Source organism: Alloalcanivorax marinus (assembly GCF_016906305.1).
Taxonomy (GTDB): domain Bacteria; phylum Pseudomonadota; class Gammaproteobacteria; order Pseudomonadales; family Alcanivoracaceae; genus Alloalcanivorax; species Alloalcanivorax marinus.
The window spans coordinates 80265-103719 of sequence record NZ_JADDOL010000010.1; the positions used below are offsets into that span (position 1 = coordinate 80265).

Annotated in this window: 37 protein-coding genes; 4 read left to right on the forward strand and 33 right to left on the reverse strand. The window is 61.7% G+C overall.

Features of this window, described 5'->3' with window-relative positions; all coding sequences use genetic code 11:
* Positions 1-37 precede the first annotated feature (37 nt).
* The gene (locus IM760_RS10460) at positions 38-415 is read left to right on the forward strand and encodes a hypothetical protein (protein WP_204429000.1); all 378 of its coding nucleotides are present in this window, start codon (positions 38-40) and stop codon (positions 413-415) included.
* A gap of 13 nt (positions 416-428) precedes the next feature.
* Here IM760_RS10460 and IM760_RS10465 read toward each other — a convergent pair whose 3' ends face one another.
* From IM760_RS10465 to dauA, 3 genes are all read right to left on the reverse strand, one after another.
* Positions 429-896 (reverse strand): GyrI-like domain-containing protein, encoded by a 468-nt coding sequence (locus tag IM760_RS10465; protein ID WP_204429001.1) that lies wholly within the window; start codon positions 894-896, stop codon positions 429-431.
* Positions 897-960: 64 nt separating this feature from the next.
* Entirely contained in the window at positions 961-1497 is a 537-nt protein-coding gene (locus IM760_RS10470; protein WP_204429002.1) for a ferritin-like domain-containing protein, read from the reverse strand.
* 112 nt (positions 1498-1609) lie between these two features.
* Positions 1610-3322 carry a C4-dicarboxylic acid transporter DauA gene (dauA, locus tag IM760_RS10475; protein ID WP_204429007.1) on the reverse strand — a complete coding sequence of 571 codons (1713 nt, stop codon included), beginning with the start codon at positions 3320-3322 and terminating at the stop codon, positions 1610-1612.
* A gap of 135 nt (positions 3323-3457) precedes the next feature.
* On the opposite strand from dauA, the gene IM760_RS10480 reads away from it, so the two are divergent.
* From IM760_RS10480 to ahpF, 3 genes are all read left to right on the forward strand, one after another.
* The gene (locus IM760_RS10480; protein ID WP_204429009.1) at positions 3458-3658 is read left to right on the forward strand and encodes a CopG family transcriptional regulator; all 201 of its coding nucleotides are present in this window, start codon (positions 3458-3460) and stop codon (positions 3656-3658) included.
* A 121-nt stretch (positions 3659-3779) separates the two neighbouring features.
* The gene (gene ahpC / locus IM760_RS10485; protein WP_204429010.1) at positions 3780-4343 is read left to right on the forward strand and encodes an alkyl hydroperoxide reductase subunit C; all 564 of its coding nucleotides are present in this window, start codon (positions 3780-3782) and stop codon (positions 4341-4343) included.
* A gap of 92 nt (positions 4344-4435) precedes the next feature.
* Complete coding sequence (gene ahpF / locus IM760_RS10490; protein ID WP_204429011.1) at positions 4436-6010, forward strand: alkyl hydroperoxide reductase subunit F; 1575 nt, start codon at positions 4436-4438, stop codon at positions 6008-6010.
* 198 nt (positions 6011-6208) lie between these two features.
* On the opposite strand, the gene rplQ is transcribed toward ahpF, so the two are convergent.
* From rplQ to fusA, 30 genes are all read right to left on the reverse strand, one after another.
* Positions 6209-6592: a 50S ribosomal protein L17 gene (gene rplQ / locus IM760_RS10495; protein ID WP_204429012.1), complete on the reverse strand. Its 384-nt coding sequence runs from the start codon at positions 6590-6592 to the stop codon at positions 6209-6211.
* A 20-nt stretch (positions 6593-6612) separates the two neighbouring features.
* The gene (locus IM760_RS10500; RefSeq protein ID WP_204429013.1) at positions 6613-7620 is read right to left on the reverse strand and encodes a DNA-directed RNA polymerase subunit alpha; all 1008 of its coding nucleotides are present in this window, start codon (positions 7618-7620) and stop codon (positions 6613-6615) included.
* A 20-nt stretch (positions 7621-7640) separates the two neighbouring features.
* Entirely contained in the window at positions 7641-8267 is a 627-nt protein-coding gene (rpsD, locus tag IM760_RS10505; protein WP_204429016.1) for a 30S ribosomal protein S4, read from the reverse strand.
* 16 nt (positions 8268-8283) lie between these two features.
* Positions 8284-8682, reverse strand: coding sequence for a 30S ribosomal protein S11 (gene rpsK / locus IM760_RS10510; protein ID WP_014996090.1), 399 nt, complete (start codon positions 8680-8682; stop codon positions 8284-8286).
* A 22-nt stretch (positions 8683-8704) separates the two neighbouring features.
* Complete coding sequence (rpsM, locus tag IM760_RS10515) at positions 8705-9061, reverse strand: 30S ribosomal protein S13 (RefSeq protein ID WP_138770794.1); 357 nt, start codon at positions 9059-9061, stop codon at positions 8705-8707.
* 124 nt (positions 9062-9185) lie between these two features.
* Complete coding sequence (gene rpmJ / locus IM760_RS10520; protein ID WP_008928865.1) at positions 9186-9302, reverse strand: 50S ribosomal protein L36; 117 nt, start codon at positions 9300-9302, stop codon at positions 9186-9188.
* Between the two features lie 36 nt (positions 9303-9338).
* Positions 9339-10718: a preprotein translocase subunit SecY gene (gene secY / locus IM760_RS10525; protein WP_204429017.1), complete on the reverse strand. Its 1380-nt coding sequence runs from the start codon at positions 10716-10718 to the stop codon at positions 9339-9341.
* A gap of 11 nt (positions 10719-10729) precedes the next feature.
* Positions 10730-11164 carry a 50S ribosomal protein L15 gene (rplO, locus tag IM760_RS10530; RefSeq protein WP_204429018.1) on the reverse strand — a complete coding sequence of 145 codons (435 nt, stop codon included), beginning with the start codon at positions 11162-11164 and terminating at the stop codon, positions 10730-10732.
* Between the two features lie 3 nt (positions 11165-11167).
* A complete protein-coding gene (gene rpmD / locus IM760_RS10535) occupies positions 11168-11350 on the reverse strand; it encodes a 50S ribosomal protein L30 (protein WP_203101496.1) in 183 nt (60 codons plus the stop codon).
* A 24-nt stretch (positions 11351-11374) separates the two neighbouring features.
* Entirely contained in the window at positions 11375-11872 is a 498-nt protein-coding gene (rpsE, locus tag IM760_RS10540; RefSeq protein WP_067612765.1) for a 30S ribosomal protein S5, read from the reverse strand.
* A 12-nt stretch (positions 11873-11884) separates the two neighbouring features.
* On the reverse strand, positions 11885-12235 hold the full coding sequence (rplR, locus tag IM760_RS10545) for a 50S ribosomal protein L18 (protein WP_204429019.1): 351 nt from the start codon (positions 12233-12235) through the stop codon (positions 11885-11887).
* 17 nt (positions 12236-12252) lie between these two features.
* Positions 12253-12786: a 50S ribosomal protein L6 gene (gene rplF / locus IM760_RS10550; protein WP_204429020.1), complete on the reverse strand. Its 534-nt coding sequence runs from the start codon at positions 12784-12786 to the stop codon at positions 12253-12255.
* A 31-nt stretch (positions 12787-12817) separates the two neighbouring features.
* Positions 12818-13210: a 30S ribosomal protein S8 gene (gene rpsH, locus IM760_RS10555; RefSeq protein WP_204429028.1), complete on the reverse strand. Its 393-nt coding sequence runs from the start codon at positions 13208-13210 to the stop codon at positions 12818-12820.
* Positions 13211-13236: 26 nt separating this feature from the next.
* Positions 13237-13542 (reverse strand): 30S ribosomal protein S14, encoded by a 306-nt coding sequence (rpsN, locus tag IM760_RS10560; protein WP_161385833.1) that lies wholly within the window; start codon positions 13540-13542, stop codon positions 13237-13239.
* Between the two features lie 11 nt (positions 13543-13553).
* Positions 13554-14093, reverse strand: a complete 540-nt coding sequence (gene rplE / locus IM760_RS10565; protein WP_204429033.1) for a 50S ribosomal protein L5 — start codon at positions 14091-14093, stop codon at positions 13554-13556.
* Between the two features lie 13 nt (positions 14094-14106).
* Positions 14107-14421 (reverse strand): 50S ribosomal protein L24, encoded by a 315-nt coding sequence (rplX, locus tag IM760_RS10570; RefSeq protein ID WP_138770785.1) that lies wholly within the window; start codon positions 14419-14421, stop codon positions 14107-14109.
* A 15-nt stretch (positions 14422-14436) separates the two neighbouring features.
* Entirely contained in the window at positions 14437-14805 is a 369-nt protein-coding gene (gene rplN / locus IM760_RS10575; protein WP_138770784.1) for a 50S ribosomal protein L14, read from the reverse strand.
* Between the two features lie 49 nt (positions 14806-14854).
* Complete coding sequence (rpsQ, locus tag IM760_RS10580) at positions 14855-15124, reverse strand: 30S ribosomal protein S17 (RefSeq protein ID WP_204429034.1); 270 nt, start codon at positions 15122-15124, stop codon at positions 14855-14857.
* Positions 15125-15126: 2 nt separating this feature from the next.
* Positions 15127-15318 carry a 50S ribosomal protein L29 gene (rpmC, locus tag IM760_RS10585; protein WP_138770782.1) on the reverse strand — a complete coding sequence of 64 codons (192 nt, stop codon included), beginning with the start codon at positions 15316-15318 and terminating at the stop codon, positions 15127-15129.
* A gap of 3 nt (positions 15319-15321) precedes the next feature.
* Complete coding sequence (gene rplP / locus IM760_RS10590; protein ID WP_138770781.1) at positions 15322-15735, reverse strand: 50S ribosomal protein L16; 414 nt, start codon at positions 15733-15735, stop codon at positions 15322-15324.
* A gap of 13 nt (positions 15736-15748) precedes the next feature.
* Positions 15749-16444, reverse strand: a complete 696-nt coding sequence (gene rpsC / locus IM760_RS10595; RefSeq protein WP_138770780.1) for a 30S ribosomal protein S3 — start codon at positions 16442-16444, stop codon at positions 15749-15751.
* A gap of 4 nt (positions 16445-16448) precedes the next feature.
* Positions 16449-16793 (reverse strand): 50S ribosomal protein L22, encoded by a 345-nt coding sequence (gene rplV, locus IM760_RS10600; protein WP_161385826.1) that lies wholly within the window; start codon positions 16791-16793, stop codon positions 16449-16451.
* 10 nt (positions 16794-16803) lie between these two features.
* A complete protein-coding gene (gene rpsS / locus IM760_RS10605) occupies positions 16804-17079 on the reverse strand; it encodes a 30S ribosomal protein S19 (protein ID WP_204429035.1) in 276 nt (91 codons plus the stop codon).
* A 22-nt stretch (positions 17080-17101) separates the two neighbouring features.
* Positions 17102-17926 carry a 50S ribosomal protein L2 gene (gene rplB / locus IM760_RS10610; RefSeq protein WP_204429039.1) on the reverse strand — a complete coding sequence of 275 codons (825 nt, stop codon included), beginning with the start codon at positions 17924-17926 and terminating at the stop codon, positions 17102-17104.
* Between the two features lie 19 nt (positions 17927-17945).
* Positions 17946-18242 carry a 50S ribosomal protein L23 gene (gene rplW / locus IM760_RS10615; RefSeq protein WP_204429041.1) on the reverse strand — a complete coding sequence of 99 codons (297 nt, stop codon included), beginning with the start codon at positions 18240-18242 and terminating at the stop codon, positions 17946-17948.
* Positions 18239-18841, reverse strand: a complete 603-nt coding sequence (gene rplD / locus IM760_RS10620; protein ID WP_204429043.1) for a 50S ribosomal protein L4 — start codon at positions 18839-18841, stop codon at positions 18239-18241. Before rplD ends, rplW begins: the two co-directional genes overlap by 4 nt.
* A 14-nt stretch (positions 18842-18855) precedes the next feature.
* Complete coding sequence (gene rplC / locus IM760_RS10625) at positions 18856-19491, reverse strand: 50S ribosomal protein L3 (protein WP_204429045.1); 636 nt, start codon at positions 19489-19491, stop codon at positions 18856-18858.
* Positions 19492-19562: 71 nt separating this feature from the next.
* Complete coding sequence (rpsJ, locus tag IM760_RS10630; protein ID WP_067612426.1) at positions 19563-19874, reverse strand: 30S ribosomal protein S10; 312 nt, start codon at positions 19872-19874, stop codon at positions 19563-19565.
* A gap of 213 nt (positions 19875-20087) precedes the next feature.
* Positions 20088-21281 (reverse strand): elongation factor Tu, encoded by a 1194-nt coding sequence (gene tuf / locus IM760_RS10635; protein ID WP_204429047.1) that lies wholly within the window; start codon positions 21279-21281, stop codon positions 20088-20090.
* 32 nt (positions 21282-21313) lie between these two features.
* The gene (gene fusA / locus IM760_RS10640; protein ID WP_204429049.1) at positions 21314-23413 is read right to left on the reverse strand and encodes an elongation factor G; all 2100 of its coding nucleotides are present in this window, start codon (positions 23411-23413) and stop codon (positions 21314-21316) included.
* Positions 23414-23455: the final 42 nt, after the last annotated feature.

Consider the following 23455-nt stretch of genomic DNA (forward strand, 5'->3'; position numbering starts at 1 on the left):
GGTTCTTCCGGGTCCGGGACGACGTCATGGAGGGACCATGAGCGGGGGAATCAATGCCCATTGGTTGATGCACTATCGGGTGGTGACGCTGGTGAACCAGTGTCGCCGGCTGATCCGGGATGAATTCGGGGTCAAGCTGACGCTTACCGATCCGCGGCTGCGCGAAGCGCTCAGCGAGTACGCCGGGCGCAGCGGCTCCACGGAACTCAAACGGTTGATCAGGCAGATCGACGAAGAAGCGGGCGACGCGATGCCCGAGGATGAGCCGGTGCACGGCTCCACGGAGCAGCGCCCGGCACGTCGCATGTATCGGGGGCAACCATTGCCCGACCCGCCGGCGGACGCCGGGGCGTCGTCGGAGAGCGGGCCGGAGAAGACGATTATCTACCGGGGCCGCCGGGTACGCGGCGGCTGATCACCGGTGCGTCTTATTTGATCCCCACGTACAGCGTCACGCGGTCCGCTTCATGGACCTCGTAGTCGGTCAGAAAAGTGCGCTGCGGCGCATCTTCCGTCTCAAAGTAGTGCCAGACCTTGCCCCAGATCTCCATGGCGGCGTCGGGTCCGGCGCGGTCCCCATGGAAAACCAGATATTCGCCGGCTTCCAGGGTCAGGGTGGCGAACTCGTCCGGCACCTTGGTTTCGTCGGTCACCTCGACCCCGGCCAGGACGCTGTAATCGCCGTCGGCGCCGTTGTCGTATTCCGTGTAGACGCCGTATACCGGCGAGCCGGCGGCCTTGTCCGGGATCGAATCCGCCAGGCGCTCGTCGTTGAATTTCTCCCACAGCCGGTCCAGCTGTGCATCCTCGGGTTGCAGTTCGCGCTCCTTGTTGGTGCGCACCTGGATGCCCGCCACGGTTTTGCCGTGGCGGCGTTCTCGTTCCGGCTTGATCACTCGGCGTTCCTCCATTGAGTCGTGGTGCCCGGGTTCAGGATTCGGACGGGGTGCGGCCCGGCCCTCAGAGGGCCTCCAGAATCGCCGCCATATCGTCGGCGTGCTCTTCTTCCTGGGCCAGGATCTCTTCCATGATGCGGCGGGTGGTGGGGTCCTTGTCGCCCAGATAGGTGGCGATTTCGCGATAGCTGTCGATGGCGATACGCTCGGCGATCAGGTCTTCCTTCACCATTTCCTTGAGCGTGTCGCCGGCCACGTATTCGGCGTGGCTGCGGCTCTGCAGGCCCTCCGGGGAGAAGTTCGGCTCGCCGCCCAGCTGGACGATGCGCTCCGCCAGCCAGTCGGCGTGCTGCTGCTCCTGCTGGGCGTGCTCGAGAAACTCATCGGCGGCGATTTTCGCGTTCAGGCCGTCCGCCATGTAGTAGTGACGCTTGTAACGCAGGGTGCAGACGATCTCGGTGGCCAGCGCTTCATTGAGCAGCTTGAGCACGGTTTCCCGGTCGGCGGCGTAGCCGGCGGTCACCGCGCCCTGCTCGATATGATTGCGGGCGCGCTCGCGAATGGTCTTTATATCGGTCAGGAACGGTTGTTTTTCACTCATGATTTCTCCCTGCGTGCGTGATCGAAAAGGGGTATGGGGTATCCCCTAGTGATGCCGCTGACGGGGTTGGAAAACAAGAGTCCCAATCGCAAAATCGCGTAAAGCCGGCCCCTCAGGCCGGCGCGCGTAAAGCGTCGTCCAGGGTGGAATGAAAGGTGCAGGCTTCCGGGCGCGATTCCTGGCCGGCGCGGGCCAGGGTCTTGAGCGGCTGGAACTGCAGATCGGCGATCCGCACCCGGGTGCCGGCCTGTTCGCAGCGGGCCAGGAACCCCTGCAGGGCGGCCAGGCCGCCGGCGTCCATCACCGGCACCCCGTCCATATACAGCACCAGCATGCGCCGCTCGCCGGCCAGTTCCGCCAGTTCGGCGAACACCCGGTCGGCGGCGGCGAAGAACAGCGCGCCACTGATCTTGAACACCGCCCAGTCCGCCGGCGGATCATAGGCCTTTACCCGTGCCGAGGCGGTGATGTCGGACACCCGGGTCATGGCGGCGATTTCACGCACGAACAGCACCGACGCCAGCAGCACGCCCACGGTAATGGCCACCACCATGTCCACCAGCACGGTCAGCGCGAAGCAGGTCAGGAACACCAGCACATCGCCCAACGGCGCCCGCCGCACCAACTTCACCGCCTTGGGGGCCTCGCTCATGTTCCAGGCCACCAGCATCAACAGCGCGGCCATGGCGGGCATGGGCAGATAGCCCAACCAGCGGGCCAGGGCGACCATGGCCAGCAACACCACCAGGGCATGCACCATGGCCGCCACCGGCGTTTGCGCGCCGGCCTTGTAGTTGGCGGCGGACCGGGCCAGGGCGGCGGTGGCGGTGATGCCGCCAAACAAGGGCACCACCAGATTGCCGATACCCTGCCCCAGTAACTCACTGTTGGCGCTGTGGCGCCGGCCGGTCATGCCGTCCAATACCACCGCGCAGAGCAGCGACTCGATGGCGCCCAGCATGGCGATGGCGAAGGCGGTGGGCACCAGGCTGATCGCGAGGCTCACCAGCTCGCCCCAGGGCAACGGCTCACCGTGGCGCGCCCAGGGCCAGGCCAGCTCCGGCAGCACCGGCGGAATGCCCTGCCCGCTCAGGCCGTTGTCCAGCACATAATGAAAGCGGGACGCGATGGTGGGCACCTCGGCGCCCAGATGGTTGAACCCCAGCGCCAGCAATGCGCCCACCAGCACCGCCGGCAGATGGGGCGGTAGCGGCGTTTTCAGGCGCGGCCAGGCCAGCAGGGTAAACAGCGTGGCCGCCGCCACCGCCAGACTGGCCGGATCCAGGCCCGGCAGCGCGCCGGCCAGGGCCATCAGCTTGGCCGGGTAGGACTCCGGCAGCGCCTCCAGCGGCAGCCCCAGAAAATCCTTGATCTGCAGGGTGGCGATGACCACCGCGATGCCGGCGGTGAAGCCCAGGGTCACCGGCGGAGGAATGTATTCGATCAGTCGGCCCAGCCGCAGCACCGCCATCGCCACCAGCATCACGCCGGCCATCATGGTGGCCAGCAGCAGGCCGGTGATTCCGTGGCTCTGGGCCACCGGGTAGAGAATCACCACGAAGGCGGCGGTGGGGCCGGAGATGCTGAAACGGGAGCCGCCCAGCAGGGCGATCAGAAAGCCGCCCACGATGGCCGTGTAAAGGCCGTACTGCGGCGCCACCCCGCTGGCGATGGCCAGCGCCATGGACAGCGGGATGGCGATCAGGCCCACGGTCAGACCCGCGACCAGGTCCCGGCCCAGGCGCCGCCGGTCGTAGCCCTCCGCCAGGCTCTCGCGCAGCGCGTGGGCGGGACGCAGGGAAAAAAGGTGCGCTCGATGCGACATGGACGGTCCCGACCCGGTTGAAAAACGACTGGCGGACATTATATTGCAATAAGACCCGAATCATATGTTAATCAAATTAACATCCTGAACTTAACATAGCTTCGGGCGATGACCGCGACCCTGACCGGAGGCACCGTGGAAAGACGCACCGCCCGCCTGACTTTGCTGATCGATCCGCGCAAGAAGGCGATGTTCGAGCAGCTCTGTGCCCGGGAAGACGTGACGCCGTCCCAGAAGGTACGGCAATTCATCCGTGACTACGTTCAGCAGCAGTTGGGCGACGACTGGATGGACGACGCGGAGGCAGCGTTGCGGACCAAGGAGGGCGACGATTGAGGTGAATCCTTCGATAGGAGACACCAATCATGATTATTTCCGCAATCCATTATTAATATCACACCTTCACCCCTATCTTAGGGGGTGTCACGTTGACCACTCTCAAAAGGAGCTTTACGACATGTCTGTAATCAACACCGAAATCAAACCGTTCAAGGCCCAGGCGTTCAAAGACGGCAAGTTCATCGAAGTGAGCGATGCCGACGTCAAAGGCAACTGGGCGGTGTTCTTCTTCTACCCGGCCGACTTCACCTTCGTATGCCCCACCGAGCTGGGTGACGTGGCCGATCACTACGAAGAGTTCCAGAAGATGGGCGTGGAAATCTATTCCGTTTCCACCGACACCCACTTCACCCACAAAGCGTGGCACGACAGCTCCGAAACCATCGGCAAGATCAAGTACACCATGATCGGTGATCCGACCGCGACCATCAGCCGTAACTTCGAAGTGCTGCGTGAGAACGAAGGCCTGGCCAACCGCGGCACCTTCATCGTCGATCCGGACGGCGTGATCCAGGCTCTGGAAATCACCGCCGAAGGCATCGGCCGTGACGCTTCCGACCTGCTGCGCAAAGTGAAAGCGGCACAGTACGTGCGCGCCCATCCGGGCGAAGTGTGCCCCGCCAAATGGAAAGAAGGCGAAGAAACCCTGGCACCGTCCCTGGATCTGGTTGGCAAGATCTGATCACGCTCTGACCGTGTGATCCCGGCCCGGGCCGCGCGCCCGGGCCTTTTCCGCCCCACCCCCCTATTCCTTTCTAGTTCATGGAGACCGGCATGCTGGACGCCAATCTGAAAACCCAATTGCAATCCTACATGGAGCGCATCACGCAACCGTTTGAAATGGTCGCGTCCCTGGACGATGGCGACAAATCCAGGGAACTGTCGGAGCTGCTGCACGAAATCGAAGGCATGTCCGATAAGATCAGCCTGCGCGAAGACGGCGACGACGACCGTAAACCTTCGTTCAGCCTGAACCGTATCGATGGCGACATCAGCCTGCGTTTCGCCGGCATCCCCATGGGCCACGAATTCACGTCGCTGGTACTGGCGCTGCTGCAGGTGGGTGGCCACCCGCCCAAGGCCAGCGACGAGGTGATCGACCAGGTGAAGGCGCTGGACGGCGACTTCCGGTTCGAGACCTATTTCTCCCTGTCCTGCCAGAACTGCCCGGACGTGGTTCAGGCGCTGAATCTGATGGCGGTCCTCAACCCCAACATTCAGCACGTGGCCATCGACGGCGCCCTGTTCCAGGACGAAGTGGAAGCCCGCGAAGTGATGGCGGTGCCCAGTGTATTCCTGAACGGTGAACCGTTCGGCCAGGGCCGCATGGATCTGGAGGAGATCATCGCCAAGCTGGACACCGGTGCCGCCGAGCGTGACGCCGAGAAGCTCAACGCCAAGGACCCGTTTGACGTCCTGGTGGTTGGCGGCGGTCCGGCGGGCGCGGCCAGCGCCATCTATGCCGCCCGCAAGGGCATCCGTACCGGCGTGGCCGCGGAACGCTTTGGCGGCCAGGTGCTGGACACCAATGCCATCGAAAACTTTATCTCGGTGACGGAAACCGACGGGCCGAAGCTGGCCTCCGCGCTGGAAGAGCATGTCCGCAGCTACGAAGTGGACATCATGAATCTGCAGCGCGCCGAGCAGCTGATCCCCGCTTCCCAGGAAGGCGGGCTGCACGAAGTACGCTTCGCGTCCGGCGCCAGCCTGAAGTCGAAAACCCTGGTGCTGGCCACCGGTGCCCGCTGGCGCAAGATCAACGTGCCTGGCGAGAGCGAATATCAGGGCAAGGGCGTGGCCTACTGCCCGCACTGCGACGGCCCGCTCTTCAAGGGCAAGGACGTGGCGGTGATCGGCGGGGGCAACTCCGGCGTGGAAGCGGCCATCGACCTGGCCGGTGTGGTCAAGCATGTGACCCTGCTGGAGTTCGACGACAAGCTGCGCGCGGACGCGGTGCTGCAGAAGAAGCTGCACAGCCTGCCCAATGTGACCGTGCTGGTGAGCGCCCAGACCACCGAGATCACCGGTGAGAACGGCCGCGTCAACGGCCTGGTCTACAAGGACCGCAAGACCGGCGAAGAGCATACCGTGGCTCTGGCGGGTGTGTTCGTGCAGATCGGTCTGCTGCCCAACACCGACTGGCTCAAGGGCAGTGTGGAGTTGACCGCCCACGGTGAAATCATCGTCGATGCGCGGGGCGAAACGTCCGTGCCCGGGGTATTCGCCGCCGGCGACGTGACCACCGTGCCCTACAAGCAGATCGTGATCGCCGTGGGCGAAGGGGCCAAGGCGGCGCTGAGCGCCTTCGATCATCTGATCCGCCATTCGGTCAGCACCGACGCCGCCTGACCGCCGCGTTCCACCGGCAAGAAAAAGCCCGGCCCACTTCGGTGGGCCGGGCTTTTTTTGGTTCATCGTGCTTTGGCGGGACATTGATGCGGGCGGCCGCGGAGAGGCGGGCGGTGCCCATCAGGCAAAACAAAACCCCCGCGCCGTTTCCGGTGCGGGGGTTTTGATTCAGCACGCGGCCGCGAACGGCCGGCGGGCTTATTCGGCTTCGACGGCCTCGCCTTCCGGGCGATCCACCAGCTCGACGTACGCCATCGGGGCGTTGTCGCCGGCACGGAAGCCCATCTTCAGGATGCGCAGGTAGCCGCCGGGGCGGGACTTGTAGCGCGGGCCCAGCTCGTTGAACAGCTTGCCGACCATTTCCTTCGACCGGGTGCGGTCGAACGCCAGCCGACGGTTGGCCACGGAGTCTTCCTTGGCCAGGGTGATCAGGGGCTCGGCCACCCGACGCAGTTCCTTGGCTTTGGGAAGCGTGGTCTTGATCGCTTCGTGTTCAAACAGCGACACCGCCATGTTGCGGAACATGGCCTGACGGTGTGAGCTGTTCCGGTTCAGTTTTCTGCCGCTCTTGCGATGACGCATGGTTCTGTTCCTAAAATCGATTAACGCAACTTGGTGTTGAGCCGGTCATCGTCCCGGAGGCTGACCGGCGGCCAGTTTTCCAGGCGCATGCCCAGCGACAGGCCTTTGGAAGCCAGCACGTCCTTGATCTCGGTGAGGGACTTCTTGCCCAGGTTGGGCGTCTTCAGAAGTTCCACCTCGGTACGCTGTACCAGGTCACCGATGTAGTAGATGTTCTCCGCCTTCAGACAGTTGGCGGAGCGGACGGTCAGCTCCAGATCGTCCACCGGGCGCAGCAGGATCGGATCGATTTCCTCACGTTCCTGCTTGGGTTCCGGCTTGGAATCCTGCTCCAGATCGACGAACACGGCGATCTGTTGCTGAAGAATGGTGGCCGCGCGGCGAATCGCCTCTTCCGGGTCGATGGTGCCGTCGGTTTCCAGATCGATCACCAGCTTGTCCAGGTCGGTGCGCTGCTCCACCCGGGCGGCTTCCACCACATAGGCCACGCGACGTACCGGGCTGTAGCTGGCGTCCAGCTGCAGGCGGCCGATACCACGGGTCTCGTCGTCGTCATTCTGACGGCTGTCGGCGGCTTCGTAGCCACGGCCCTTGCGCACTTTCATGCGCACGCGCAGCTCGGTGTCGCCGGTGATGGTGCAGATCAGGTGATCCGGGTTGACGATTTCCACGCTGTGATCGCGCTGGATATCGTCGGCGGTCACGTCACCGGGACCCTTCTTCACCAGCTCCAGGGTGGCCTCGTCACGATCATCCATCTTCAGGGCCACGCCCTTCAGGTTGAGGAGGATGTTGATCACATCTTCCTGCACACCCTCGATGGAGGAATACTCGTGCTGTACGCCTTCGATCTCCACTTCGGTGATCGCGCAGCCCGGCATGCTGGACAGCAGAATGCGGCGCAGCGAGGTGCCCAGAGTGTGGCCGAAACCACGCTCCAGCGGCTCCAGAACGACCTTGGCGTGGGTCTCGCTGATCGCGTTGACCGCGATCGAGCGGGGCGTGAGAAATTCGTTCACGGCGGTCATAGAGATCCCTCAGGCAGTCGTTACTTGGAGTACAGCTCGACGATCAGGTTTTCGTTGATCTCGGCCGGCAGATCGATGCGCTCCGGGCGGGCCTTGAAGGTACCCTCGAGCTTCTTCTCGTCCACTTCCACCCAGGTCGGGAAGCCGCGTTGCTGAGCCAGCTCCATGGCGTTCTTCACGCGCAGCTGGTTCTTGGACTTCTCACGCACGCTGACCACGTCACCGGGCGCGACCTGATAAGAGGCGATGTTCACGCTCTGACCGTTGACCAGAATGGCGCGGTGGGCCACCAGCTGACGGGCTTCGGAGCGGGTCGCGCCGAAACCGAGGCGGTAAACCACGTTGTCCAGACGGCCTTCCAGCAGCTGCAGCAGCACCTCACCGGTGGCGCCACGGGAACGGGCGGCTTTCTTGTAGTAGCCGCGGAACTGCTTCTCCAGCACGCCGTACATACGACGGACTTTCTGTTTTTCACGAAGCTGCACGCCGTAGTCGGACAGACGACCGGGGCGACGGCCACCGGCGGCCTGGCCCGGGGGCTGTTCCGCCTTGCACTTGGACTCGAGCGGACGGATGCCGCTCTTCAGGAACAGGTCAGTGCCTTCACGACGGGAAAGCTTGCATTTGGGACCGATGTATCTTGCCATCTTGCTCTAACTCCCGTTACACGCGGCGCTTCTTGGGCGGACGACAACCGTTGTGCGGAATCGGCGTCACGTCCTGGATGTGGGTGATTTTGTAGCCACAGGCGTTGAGGGCGCGAATAGAGGACTCGCGGCCCGGGCCGGGGCCCTTCACGCGCACTTCCAGGTTTTTCAGGCCATAGTCCTTGGCGGCATTGCCCGCGTTCTCGGCGGCTACCTGCGCCGCGAACGGGGTGCTCTTGCGAGAACCACGGAAGCCCGCACCACCGGAGGTCGCCCAGGACAGCGCGTTGCCCTGGCGGTCGGTGATGGTGATGATGGTGTTGTTGAAAGAAGCGTGAACGTGCGCGATACCGTCCGCAACGGTCCGCGTTACCTTCTTCCGACGTGCGCCACTGTCTCTTTTCGCTTTAGCCATGTTGCTCAATCCAAATCAGGACTTACTTGCGGATCGGTTTCCGCGGGCCCTTGCGGGTCCGGGCATTGGTTTTGGTACGCTGCCCGCGCAGGGGCAGGCTGCGGCGATGACGGATACCGCGGTTGCAGCCGAGATCCATCAAGCGCTTGATGTTCATGTTGATTTCCCGGCGCAGATCGCCTTCCGTGGAAACCTTGGCCACTTCGGCGCGGATCGCGTCCAGCTGGTCGCCGGACAGATCACGAACCTTGGCCGTCGGGTCGATGCCGGTCTGCTCGCAGATGCTGCGGGCACGGGTGCGGCCGATCCCGAAAATATAGGTGAGGGAAATCACCGTATGCTTGTTGTCCGGGATGTTAACGCCTGCAATACGGGCCATCCGAATATCTCCGATTCACAACGCGGTGGTGCCAGGCTCTGGCGCCGAAAGGCGGAAGAGTCTAGCGTCACACCGACTGAATTTCAACCAAATCCAAGGAAAGAAGTTCTGCCCCGACAGAGCCTTAGCCCTGGCGCTGCTTGTGCCGGGGTTCGGCACTGCAGATCACCATGACGCGACCCTTACGACGGATCACCTTGCAGTTGCGGCAGATCTTCTTCACAGAAGCCTGAACTTTCATCGCACTCGCCTCGTTTTACCGTTGGCCCGCGGGCCGTTAACGCACCAGACCGGTGCCGCCATACCCTTTCAGGTTGGCTTTCTTCATCAACTTTTCGTACTGGGTGGACATCAGGTGCGAGTTGACCTGCGACCAGAAGTCCATCACCACCACCACCACGATCAGCAGGGAGGTGCCGCCCAGATAGAAAGGCACGTTCCAGACCGCCTGCAGGCCCAGGGGCAGCAGACAGACCAGGGTCATGTAGACCGCGCCGATCAGCGTCAGGCGGCCCATCACCGTATCGATATAACGGGCGGACTGCTCACCGGGACGAATGCCGGGGATGTAGGCCCCGGATTTCTTCAGGTTGTCCGCCACGTCTTTCGGATTGAACACCAGCGCCGTGTAGAAGTAGCAAAAGAACACGATCGCCAGGGTAAACAGCAAAATGTACAGCGGCGTGCCAGGCAGCAGAGCGTCACTCACGGTGCGCAGCGTCTGGCCCCACCAGGAGTCCGGATCGCTGGTGCTGAACCACTGGCTGATGGACGCCGGGAACAGCAGGATCGAACTGGCGAAGATGGCCGGAATCACGCCCGCCATGTTCACCTTCAGCGGCAGATGGCTCTGCTGGGCCGCGTAGACCCGGCGGCCTTGCTGGCGCCGCGCGTAGTTCACCGTGATACGCCGCTGACCACGCTCCACGAACACCACGCCGAAGATCACCGCCACCGCCACCAGGAACACCAGCAGCATGGCCAGCAGACTCAGGTCGCCCTGCCGGGCGGACTCGAAGGTCTGCGCCACCGCGCCGGGCAGACCGGCCACGATGGAAGCGAAAATCAGCATCGAGATGCCGTTGCCGATGCCGCGCTCGGTGATCTGCTCACCCAGCCACATCAGGAAAACGGTCCCGGTCACCAGGGTGCTCACCGCCACGAAGTAGAAGCTCGCCACCTGCATGGAGGAAGCCGCTTCCGGCAGCAGGGTGATGCCCTGGCTCTTCAGCCCGGCGACCACGCCGAAGGACTGAATCAGGCCCAGCACCACGGTCAGATACCGGGTGTACTGGGTGATCTTGCGGCGACCCTGCTCCCCTTCCTTGCGCAGTTGCTCAAGGGAAGGCACCACGGCGCTCATCAGCTGGATCACAATGCTCGCGGTGATGTACGGCATGATGCCGAGCGCAAAAATACTCATGCGCTCCAGCGAACCGCCCGAGAACATGTTGAACAGGCCAAGAATGGTATCCCGGTTGTTGTTGAACATCTGTTGCAACGCGTCCGGGTTCATCCCCGGCACCGGAATGTGCGCACCAATGCGGAACACCACCAGGGCGCCCAGCAGAAACGCGATGCGGCGCCCCAGTTCACGGGTGGCGCCGCCGGAGGCCCCGGTGCTGTTCTTCAAAGTTTGTGCACGGTTCTTGGCCATAACCCCGCCTTTTACTCTTCGATTTTACCGCCGGCCTTTTCCACCGCTTCGCGCGCACCTTTGGTGATCGCCACGCCGCGTACGGTGACCGCGCGATCAATGGCGCCACGCAGTACGATCTTGGCGCGCTTCTTGTCGGAGCGAACCACGCCGGCTTTTTTCAGAGTGTCCAGGTCGACCACGTCGCCTTCCACCTTGGCCAGTTCCTCGAGGCGAACCTCGGCGGTGGCCATGGCCAGTTTGGAGGTGAAGCCAAACTTGGGCACGCGGCGCTGCAGCGGCATCTGACCGCCTTCGAAACCGGGCTTCACGGTACCACCGGAACGGGACTTCTGACCTTTGTGGCCACGACCACCGGTCTTGCCCAGACCAGAGCCGATACCACGGCCTACCCGCTTCTCTTGCGGACGGGAACCGTCAGCCGGATGCAGATCATTGAGACGCATCGCTTATTCTCCCTCTACCCGTACCATGTACGCGACTTTGTTGATCATGCCGCGCACCGCAGGCGTGTCTTCGACTTCAACGGTGTGACCGATGCGGCGCAGCCCGAGACCGCGCACACAGGCCTTGTGGCCTTCCAGCCGACCGTTGGTGCTTTTAACCTGGGTTACTTTGATCTTGTCAGCCATGTTTAAGCTTCCGTCTGTGTGCGCTTAGCCGAGAATCTCTTCAACGGACTTGCCACGCTTGGCCGCCACCGATTCCGGGGAGGACATCTGCTTGAGACCGTTGAAGGTCGCCCGCACCACGTTCACCGGATTGGTGGAGCCGTAGCACTTGGCCAGTACGTTCTGCACACCGGCCACTTCCAGCACGGCGCGCATGGCACCGCCGGCAATCACACCGGTACCGTCGTCGGCGGGCTGCATGTAGACCTTGGAGGCCCCATGACGCGCCTTGATCGGGTGCTGGATGGTGGTGCCTTTCAGGTCCACCTGAATCATATTGCGACGGGCCGCTTCCAGGGCTTTCTGGATCGCCGCCGGCACTTCGCGTGCCTTGCCGCGGCCGAAGCCTACCTTGCCCTTACCGTCGCCCACCACGGTCAACGCGGTGAAGCCGAAGATCCGGCCGCCTTTGACCACCTTGGCGACCCGGTTCACCTGAACCAGCTTCTCCTGGAGACCTTCGTTGGGATCAACTTTCGCCATAACCAAGCACCCTTAGAATTCAAGCCCGTTTTCGCGCGCGGCATCGGCCAGCGCCTTGATACGACCGTGGTAACGGAAACCGGAACGGTCAAAGGCGACGCGCTCGATGCCCGCCTCTTTGGCGCGCTTCGCGATCATTTCGCCCACTTTGGCGGCGGCGTCGGCATTGCCGGTCGCCCCACCACGCAGGTCCTTCTCCACCGTGCTCGCCGCAACCAGAACCTGGTCACCGGCCGCGCTGGTAATCTGTGCATAGATATGGCGCGGGGTGCGATGTACGGACAGACGGATCTGGCCGGACTCGCGGATGTTCAGGCGAGTACGTTTGGCCCTGCGCAGACGTGCAACTTTCTTGTCCATCATGGCTCTAGTCTCAACGATTATTTCTTCTTGGCTTCCTTACGGCGCACCTGCTCATCGGCATAGCGCACCCCCTTGCCTTTATAGGGCTCGGGCGGACGGAAACCACGGACATTGGCGGCAACCTGACCCACCAGCTGCTTATCAATGCCCCGGATGACAATTTCGGTCTGGGTCGGGGTCTCGATGGTGATGCCCTCGGGCAGCTGGTAGGCCACCGGATGGGAAAAACCCAGCGTCAGGTTCAGGGTCTTGCCCTGGGCCTGAGCGCGGTAACCCACGCCGTTGAGGACCAGCTTGCGCTCGAAGCCCTCGGACACGCCGGTGACCATGTTGTTGACCAAGGCCCGGGTGGTGCCGGCCAGTGCCCAGGCTTCCTGGGACTCCTCGCGCGGCTTGACGGTGAACACACCGTCGTCCACGGACACTTCCACCAGTTCGTGCACTTCGTGTTCCAGGTTGCCCTTGCCGCCTTTGACGGACACCTTGGCGCCGTCGACTTTCACTTCGACGCCACTGGGCAATTTAACCGGATTCTTCGCTACTCTAGACATTGCTGCACCTAACCCGTCTACACCGTCACCGTCAGGACACTTCGCAGATCAGCTCGCCGCCGACGTTGGCCTGGCGTGCCGCGCGATCGGAAATAATGCCCTGGTTGGTGGACACGACCATCACGCCCAGACCGCCCTTGACCTTGGGAATATCACCGGCGTTCTTGTAAACGCGCAGGCCGGGGCGGCTCACCCGGGCGATCTTCTCGATCACCGGCTGGCCCTCGAAATACCGAAGCTCCACGGTCAGGACCGGCTTCTTGTCGCCAGCCACCGAAAAGCTTTCGATGTAACCTTCTTCCTTCAGTACCTTGGCAATGGCCTCTTTGGTCTTGGAAGAGGGGATTTCCACCTTGCTCTTCCGGGCCATTTGCGCATTGCGGATACGGGTAAACATATCCGCCAGGGTATCTTGCATGCTCATGCCGCAATCGCTCCGCTTTTACTCGATTACCAGCTGGATTTAACCAGACCGGGGACGTCGCCGCGCATCGCCGCTTCGCGCAGCTTGATGCGGCTCAAACCGAACTTACGGTAATAGCCGTGCGGACGACCGGTGATCCGGCAGCGATTACGCTGGCGTACCGGGGAGGAGTCGCGCGGCAGTTTCTGAAGCTGGATCTGAGCATCCCACTTCGCCTCGGGTTCGGCGTTGGGATCCTGGATGATCGCTTTCAGCGCTTCACGCTTGGCGGCGTAACGCTGAACCAGCTTGGCGCGCTTCGCCTCCCGATTTTTCATAGAGACCTTTGCCATGACAAATCCTCTCAGCCCTTCAGCGGGAAGTTGAAGGCGCGCAGCAGCGCGCGTGCTTCGTCGTCGGTCTTCGCCGTGGTGGTGATGGTGATATCCAGACCACGCAGCTTGTCGACCTTGTCGAAATCAATTTCCGGGAACACGATCTGCTCGCGCAGGCCCATGGAATAGTTACCCCGGCCGTCGAAGGACTTGGGGTTCAGACCACGGAAGTCGCGTACCCGCGGGATCGCCACGGACACCAGACGCTCCAGAAACTCGTACATACGACGGTTACGCAGCGTCACCTTGCAGCCGATCGGCCAGCCCTCACGGATCTTGAAACCCGCCACGGACTTGCGTGCCTTGGTAACCAACGGCTTCTGGCCGGCGATCGCGGTCATGTCGGACAAGGCACCTTCGATGGCCTTACGGTCCGAGGCCGCTTCACCCACACCCATGTTCAGGGTGATCTTGGTGATTTTCGGCACTTCCATGACGTTGTCGTAACCGAATTGCTCCTTGAGCTTCGGCACGATCTCTTCGTTGTAAACCTTTTTCAGATCACTCATGGTCCACCTGTCCTCACGCGTCCAGCGGTTCGCCGTTGGACTTGAAGAAACGCACCTTACGGCCGTCCTCGACGCGGAAACCCACGCGGTCCGCCTTCTCGGCCTTGGCATTCCAGATGGCCACGTTGGAAGCGTCGATACCGGCTTCCTGTTCCACGATGCCACCCTGGATTCCGCGGTTAGGATTGGCGCGCACGTGCTTCTTCACCACGTTCACACCGGCCACTACCAGGCGGCCGTTCGGCAGCACGCGTTGTACCTTGCCGCGCTTACCTTTGTCCTTGCCCGCGATTACGATGACTTCATCATCACGCTTGATCTTGAGCATTGCCTTCACCCGCCTTTAAAGAACTTCCGGTGCCAGTGAAATGATCTTCATGAACTGCTCGGTACGCAGTTCACGAGTCACCGGGCCAAAGATCCGGGTACCTACCGGCGCTTTGTTGTTACCCAGCAGCACCGCGGCGTTTTCATCGAAACGAATCACGGAGCCATCCGGGCGACGCACGCCACGACGGGTGCGCACCACCACCGCGGTCATCACGTCACCTTTCTTGACGCGGCCGCGCGGAATCGCTTCCTTTACTGTGACCTTGATGATGTCACCAATGCCTGCATAGCGGCGGTGGGAACCACCCAGCACCTTGATGCACTGCACTCGACGCGCACCGCTGTTATCGGCGACTTCGAGCATGGTTTCGGTCTGAATCATCGCTTACTCTCTCCAACTCCTGCCCTGCAGGCAGCCACAGCAACGTCGGTCAGACCTTGTTGGTCTGTTCCACCACGTTCACCAGCGTCCAGGTCTTACGCTTGGACAGCGGACGGCACTCTTCGATAGTGACCAGGTCGCCTTCGTTGCACTGATTCTCTTCATCATGCGCCATCAACTTCGTGGACCGCTTGATGATCTTGCCATAAATGGGGTGCTGAACCCGGCGCTCCACCAACACGGTGATGGTTTTATCACCCTTGTTGGAGATCACTCTGCCAGTCGCGGTCCGGCGCAGTTGTTCTTTCGCTTCTGCCATGACTAGTTACCCTGCTTCTCTCTCAGAATGGTTTTCACACGTGCGATATCACGGCGAACCTTCCCGAGGTTATGGGTTTGTGAAAGCTGCCCGGATGCCAGCTGCATGCGCTGCTTGAACTGCTGCTCCAGCAACTCGAGCTGCTGGTTCTGCAGCTCTTCAACACTCTTTTCTCTCAGTTCACTCGCTTTCATGGCTTACATCACCGTCCGGGTCACAACGCGGGTGCTGATCGGCAGCTTGGCCGCGGCGAGACGAAACGCTTCACGCGCCACGTCTTCTGAAACACCTTCCATTTCGTAGAGCATGCGGCCCGGCTGAATCTGGGCTACCCAGTACTCCACGTTACCCTTACCTTTACCCATCCGAACCTCGAGGGGCTTCTGGGTAATCGGCTTGTCGGGGAACACGCGAATCCAGATTTTGCCGCCCCGCTTGATATGACGGGTCATGGCACGACGCGCGGCTTCGATCTGGCGAGCGGTGATCCGGCCACGACCGGTGGCCTGCAGGCCCACGGTGCCGAAAGACACCTTGCTGCCCCGCTGTGCCAGGCCGCGGTTACGGCCCTTCTGAACTTTCCGGAATTTGGTACGCTTCGGCTGCAACATCGTTAGTTACCCTTTAACCGCGGCCGCGCTTCTTGGCGCCCTTGGACTGCTGCTTCTGCTCTTCCTGCACCTGCTCCATGCCACCCAGCACTTCGCCGCGGAAGATCCAGACCTTGACGCCGATGGTGCCGTAGGTGGTTTCCGCACGGACGCTGGCGTAGTCGATATCGGCACGCAGCGTGTGCAGGGGAACCCGACCTTCGCGGTACCATTCGGTACGGGCGATCTCGGCGCCGCCCAGACGACCGGACAGCTGCACGCGGATGCCCTCGGCGCCGGCCTTCATGGCGTTCTGCACGGCCCGCTTCATGGCGCGGCGGAACATCACGCGACGCTCCAGCTGACCGGCAATGTTGTCGCCCACCAGACGCGCATCCAGATCGGGCTTGCGCACTTCCTCGATATTGATGTGAACGGGCACACCCATCATGGCGGCCACGTCACGGCGCAGGCGCTCCACATCCTCGCCCTTCTTACCGATCACGATACCGGGACGCGCGGTGGAGATGGTGATCCGAACGTTCTCGGAGGGACGTTCGATTTTCACCCGGCTCACGGACGCGTTCTTCAGTCGCTTGAACAGATACTCACGTACCTGCAGATCGGTAACCAGGCAGTCGGAATAGGTTTTCGGCCCGGCATACCACAGGGAGTTGTGCTCCTTGACGATGCCCAGGCGGATACCGATCGGATGAACTTTCTGACCCATCTGGTTACTCCTGACCTTCCGAGACTTTCACAGTAATGTGGCACGTACGCTTGAGAATGCGATCGGCGCGGCCTTTGGCGCGCGGACGAATACGCTTCATCGTCATGCCCTCATCCACGAAGATCGTGGATACTTTCAGCTCATCCACGTCGGCGCCTTCGTTGTTTTCCGCGTTGGCAATCGCGGACTCCAGCACCTTTTTAACAATCCGGGCCGCCTTTTTGGGGCTGAAGGCGAGAACATTCAACGCCTTCTCCACCTCGAGGCCGCGGATCTGGTCTGCCACCAGCCGGGCCTTTTGAGCCGAAATTCTTGCGCCCCGCAGACGGGCTGCAACTTCAGTCGCCATGGCTGTCACCTTATCGCTTAGCCTTCTTGTCCACGATGTGCCCGCGGTAGGTGCGGGTCAGGGCGAATTCGCCCAGCTTGTGGCCCACCATGTGCTCAGTGACCAATACCGGCACATGCTGACGGCCGTTATGCACCGCGATGGTCAAACCCACCATCTCCGGGATGATCATGGAGCGACGGGACCAGGTTTTGATCGGCTTACGGGAGCCGGCTTCCACCGCTTCTTCCACCTTCTTGAGCAGGTGGTGATCCAGAAACGGACCTTTCTTCAGTGAACGTGGCACAGCCTGAACCTCTCTCTATCCCTTACTTACGACGGTCGCGCACAATCATCTTGGAGGTGCGCTTGTTGGTACGCGTTTTGTGGCCCTTGGTGGGTACGCCCCACGGGGTTACCGGATGACGACCACCGGAAGTGCGGCCTTCACCACCACCGTGCGGGTGATCCACCGGGTTCATCGCCACACCACGTACGGTCGGGCGAACACCCCGCCAGCGCTTGGCGCCGGCCTTACCCAGCGAGCGCAGACTGTGCTCGCTGTTGGAGACTTCACCGATGGTGGCCACACACTCGGCGTGCACCTTGCGCATCTCGCCGGAGCGAAGACGCAGGGTCACATAACCACCATCTTTTGCCAGAACCTGCACCGAAGTACCGGCGGACCGTGCCAGCTGGCCACCCTTGCCAGGCTTCATTTCCACGTTATGAACCGTGGAACCCAGCGGGATGTTGCGCAGCGGCAGGGCATTGCCCACCTTGATCGCCGCGTCTTCACCGGACTGCACCCGGTCGCCGGCCTTGAGGCCCTTGGGCGCCAGGATGTAGCGACGCTCGCCGTCCAGGTACTTGACCAGGGCGATGTGCGCGGAGCGATTGGGATCGTATTCGATCCGCTCGATCACACCCGGCACGCCGTCCTTGTTGCGACGGAAGTCGACACGACGGTACTTCTGCTTGTGACCACCACCTTTATGGCGGGTGGTGATGCGACCGTTGTTGTTACGGCCGCCGTTCTTGCTCTTGGCTTCCAGCAGCGGTGCGTACGGAGCGCCTTTGTAGAGCTCCTCGCTGACCACCTTGACGACAAAGCGGCGGCCCGGGGAAGTCGGCTTGGTTTTTACAATCGCCATGATTCCTTACTCCCTTACCTTACTCTGCGCCCAGGAAATCGATGTCCTGACCTTCCGCCAGCGACACGTAGGCTTTTTTCCAGCCCGCGCGCTTGCCGGAGATGCGGCCGAAGAACTTCTGCTTGCCCTTGACGTTGAGGGTGCGCACGGAGCGAACCTTCACATCAAACAGGCTTTCCACCGCTTTCTTGATTTCCAGCTTGTTGGCGTCTTTCGCGACTTTGAACACGAAAGCGTTGCCCTGCTCGGCCACCATGGTGGCCTTCTCGGAAATATGCGGCGCGAGAAGTACGCTAAAAATACGCTCTTTGTTCATGCCAGCGCCTCCTCAAGCTGTTTCAGAGCCGGCACCGTGATCAGCACTTTCTCGAAGGCGATCAGGCTGACCGGATCCACACCCTTGGCGTCACGAATGTCCACCTTGGGCAGGTTGCGGGCCGCCAGGTACAGATTCTCGTCCACTTCACCGGTGACGATCAGCACGCTGCTCAGCGCCAGATCCTTCAGCTTGGTGGCCACTTCCTTGGTCCGGGGAGCCTCGATGGCGAACTCATCGACCACCACCAGACGCTCCTGGCGCACCAGCTCGGACAGAATGCAACGCAGCGCGCCGCGGTACATCTTGCGATTCACTTTCTGGGAAAAATCGCGGGGCTCGGCTGCGAACGTCTTGCCGCCGCCACGCCACAGCGGGCTGCGAATGGTGCCCGCGCGGGCCCGACCCGTTCCCTTCTGACGCCAGGGTTTGCGACCACCGCCCGCTACCGCGGCGCGATTTTTCTGAGCCTTGGAACCCTGACGGGCACCGGCCAGAAACGCGGTCACAACCTGATGAACCAGAGGCTCGTTGAAGTCCTTGCCGAAGGCGACTTCGGAAACGGTTACGGTACCTCCAGAGGCAGTATTGAGATTCATCCTCTATTCCTCTTTCAGGCCTTCGCCTTCACTGCCGGGCGCACGATCACATCACCACCGGCCGCACCGGGGATGGCACCCTTTACCAGCAACAGATTCTTTTCCGCGTCCACGCGCACGATTTCCAGGTTCTGAACCGTGACACGCTCGGCGCCCAGATGACCGGCCATCTTCTTGCCCTTGAACACCCGCCCCGGGGTCTGGTTCTGACCGATGGAGCCGGGTGCCCGGTGGGACAGAGAGTTACCGTGGGTCGCATCCTGGGTACGGAAATTCCAACGCTTCACGGCACCCGCGAAGCCCTTCCCCTTGGAAGTGCCGGTCACGTCCACGGACTGACCCGCCTCGAAAATCTCCAGGGTGATTTCGGAGCCGGCCTGCAGCTCGCCCGCTTCGGCGCGGAATTCGCCCGCCTTGCGGCCCGCCTGCACGCCCGCCTTGCCGAAATGACCCGCCTGAGGCTTGGTCACCCGGTTGGCCCGGCGCTCACCCACCGTTACCTGCACGGCTTCGTAGCCATCTGTCTCGTCGGTCTTGACCTGACTTACCCGGTTCGGAGTTACCTCGATAACGGTAACCGGAACACTGACACCTTCTTCAGTGAACACCCGGGTCATCCCGCATTTCCGACCGATTACACCAATCGCCATTGTTTACCTCTTTACAACCTGTCGCGGTTGAACCGCCCGTAGTTGTAGGTCTGAGCTGTCTCTCAGGCCAGTTATCCCAGGCTGATCTGCACGTCCACACCAGCAGCCAGGTCCAGCTTCATCAGCGCGTCCACGGTTTTGTCCGTGGGCTCGACGATATCCACCAGCCGCTTGTGAGTGCGGATCTCGTACTGGTCCCGCGCATCTTTATTCACATGCGGAGAGATCAGCACCGTAAACCGTTCTTTGCGCGTCGGCAGGGGAATCGGCCCCTGTACCTGCGCACCCGTCCGTTTTGCCGTATCCACGATCTCCTGGGCGGACTGATCGATCAGTCGATGATCAAAGGCCTTGAGACGGATGCGGATTCTCTGGTTAGCCATAGCTAACAAACTCCAGACTGTTTCGAACCATTCATTAGATGGCAAAAAGCCCGCCCGACCTATCCATCCGGAAGGTGGTGGGTGTCAAAACAAGCCCGGGAACGATGCCCCGGTTGATCGCGCTCTTTAACCGCTTTACCGGCAAAGAGGGCGCAAATTATAGAGACAAAAAAAGGCCGGGGCAAGAGCCCCGACCATTTTTCGTCTGACTATTTACTCGATGACCTTGGACACCACGCCGGCGCCCACGGTACGGCCGCCTTCGCGGACCGCGAAGCGCAGACCTTCTTCCATCGCGATCGGCGCGATCAGCTGAACGGTCATTTGCACGTTGTCGCCCGGCATCACCATTTCGGTGCCTTCCGGCAGGGTGCACGCACCGGTCACGTCCGTGGTACGGAAGTAGAACTGCGGACGGTAGCCGTTGAAGAACGGGGTGTGACGACCACCCTCTTCCTTGCTCAGCACGTACACTTCACCTTCGAACTTGGTGTGCGGAGTGATGGAGCCCGGCTTCGCCAGCACCTGACCACGCTCAACGTCGTCACGCTTGGTGCCGCGCAGCAGCACGCCCACGTTCTCACCCGCGCGGCCTTCGTCCAGCAGCTTGCGGAACATTTCCACGCCGGTACAGGTGGTCTTGGTGGTGTCCTTGATACCAACGATCTCGATCTCGTCGCCCACCTTGATGATGCCACGCTCCACACGACCGGTTACCACGGTACCGCGGCCGGAGATGGAGAACACGTCCTCGATCGGCATCAGGAACGGCTGGTCCACGGCGCGCTCCGGCTCCGGGATGTAGTCGTCCAGGCACTCAACCAGCTTCACTACCGCCGGCATGCCGATGTCGCTGGTGTCGCCTTCCAGCGCCTTCAGCGCGGAACCCTTGATGATCGGGGTGTCGTCGCCCGGGAAGTCGTAGCTGCTCAGCAGCTCACGGATTTCCATCTCAACCAGCTCGAGCAGCTCTTCATCGTCCACCATGTCCGCTTTGTTCAGGAACACGACGATGTAGGGTACGCCCACCTGGCGGGACAGCAGGATGTGCTCGCGGGTCTGCGGCATCGGGCCGTCCGCCGCGCTCACCACCAGGATCGCGCCGTCCATCTGCGCCGCACCGGTGATCATGTTCTTCACGTAGTCGGCGTGGCCGGGGCAGTCAACGTGCGCGTAGTGACGGTTCGGGGAGTCGTACTCCACGTGAGAGGTCGCAATGGTAATACCGCGCTCACGCTCTTCCGGCGCATTGTCGATCTGATCGAACGCGCTCGCGGAACCGGAACCCCAGGTCTCGAAGCACACCCGCGTCAGGGCGGCCGTCAGCGTCGTCTTACCATGGTCAACGTGACCAATGGTGCCTACGTTTACGTGCGGTTTACTACGTTCAAACTTTTCCTTTGCCACGGCTCTATACCTTTAACAAATTAACCGTAAATTTAAGATTTCTTACCGCTGATCACATCGTCGGCGATGTTGCGCGGCGCTTCGGCGTACTTCAGAAACTCCATGGAGTAGCTGGCACGGCCCTGGGACATGGAACGCAGGTCGGTGGCGTAGCCGAACATCTCGGACAGCGGCACCTCGGCGCGGATGATCTTGCCGGACAGCGTGTCTTCCATGCCCTGCACGATACCGCGGCGACGGTTCAGGTCGCCCATCACGTCACCCATGTACTCCTCGGGGGTTACCGCTTCCACCTTCATCATCGGCTCCAGCAGTACCGCGCCGGCTTCCTTGGCGGCGTTCTTCACGGCCAGGGCACCCGCCATGCGGAAGGCGTTCTCGTTGGAGTCCACCTCGTGGTAGGAACCGTCGTAGAGAATCGCTTTCACGCCCAGGATCGGATAACCGGCCAGCACGCCGGCCTGCAGCTGCTCGTCGATACCCTTCTGGACCGCGCCGAAGTATTCCTTCGGAACCACACCACCGTGAATCTGTTCCTCGAACTGGAACTCTTCATCGCGGTCGATGGGCTCGAACTTGACCTTGACGTGACCGTACTGGCCGCGACCACCGGACTGCTTGACGAACTTGCCTTCCACGTCGGCCGGCTTGGTGAAGGTCTCGCGGTACGCCACCTGCGGCGCGCCGATGTTGGCTTCCACCTTGAACTCACGGCGCATGCGGTCCACCAGGATGTCCAGGTGCAGCTCGCCCATGCCGGAGATGATGGTCTGGCCGGTTTCCTCGTCGGTCTTCACACGGAAGGAGGGATCTTCCTGGGCCAGACGCGCCAGGGCCATGCCCATCTTCTCCTGGTCGGCCTTGGATTTCGGCTCCACGGCCACGGAGATCACCGGATCCGGGAATTCCATGCGCTCGAGCACGATCACCTTGTTCAGGTCACACAGGGTGTCACCGGTGGTGACGTCCTTCAGGCCCACGCAGGCGGCGATGTCGCCGGCGCGCACTTCCTTGATCTCTTCGCGGCTGTTGGCGTGCATCTGCAGCAGACGGCCCACGCGCTCTTTCTTCTGCTTCACGGAGTTGTACACGGAGTCGCCGGAATTCAGCACCCCGGAGTACACCCGGATGAAGGTCAGAGAGCCCACGAAGGGGTCGGTGGCGATCTTGAACGCCAGCGCAGAGAACGGCTCCTCGTCGGAGGACACACGGGACTCCACGGTCTCGCCGTCTTCCAGTACGCCCTGGATGGCTTTTACTTCGTCCGGCGCCGGCAGGTATTCCACCACCGCGTCGAGCATGGCCTGCACGCCCTTGTTCTTGAACGCGGAACCACACAGAGCCAGAACGATTTCGTTGGCCAGCACCTGCTGACGCAGGCCCGCCTTGATTTCCTCGTTGGTCAGCTCGCCATTCTCGAGGTACTTCTCCATCAGCTCTTCGGAGGCCTCGGCGGCGGACTCGACCATCTGCTCGCGCAGCTCGTCGCAACGACCCTTGAGCTCTTCAGGAATATCCTTCTGCTCATAGGTCATGCCCATGTCGTTTTCGTTCCAGTAGATCGCCTTCATCCGGATCAGGTCGACCACGCCCTTGAACTCGTCCTCGGCGCCGATGTTCAGCTGAATCGGAACCACCTTGGCACCGAGGCGCTTGCGGATCTGCTCGACCACGCGCTCAAAGTTGGCGCCGGCACGGTCCATCTTGTTGACGAACACGATGCGGGGCACTTCGTATTTGTTGGCCTGGCGCCATACGGTCTCGGACTGCGGCTCAACGCCGGAGGTGCCACAGAACACCACCACGGCACCGTCGAGAACCCGCAGGGAACGTTCCACCTCAATGGTGAAGTCCACGTGCCCGGGGGTGTCGATGATGTTGATGCGGTACTGGTCGTACTGCTGGTCCATGCCCTGCCAGAAGGTGGTGGTAGCGGCGGAGGTAATGGTGATACCACGCTCCTGCTCCTGCTCCATCCAGTCCATGGTCGCGGCACCATCGTGCACCTCACCGATTTTGTGAGACACACCGGTGTAGAAAAGAACGCGCTCGGTGGTCGTGGTCTTGCCCGCGTCCACGTGCGCGCAGATACCAATATTGCGATAACGGTTGAGAGGAGTCTTACGTGCCACGCTGCTAACCTCGATTCACTGAATCCAATACAAAAACCGGCC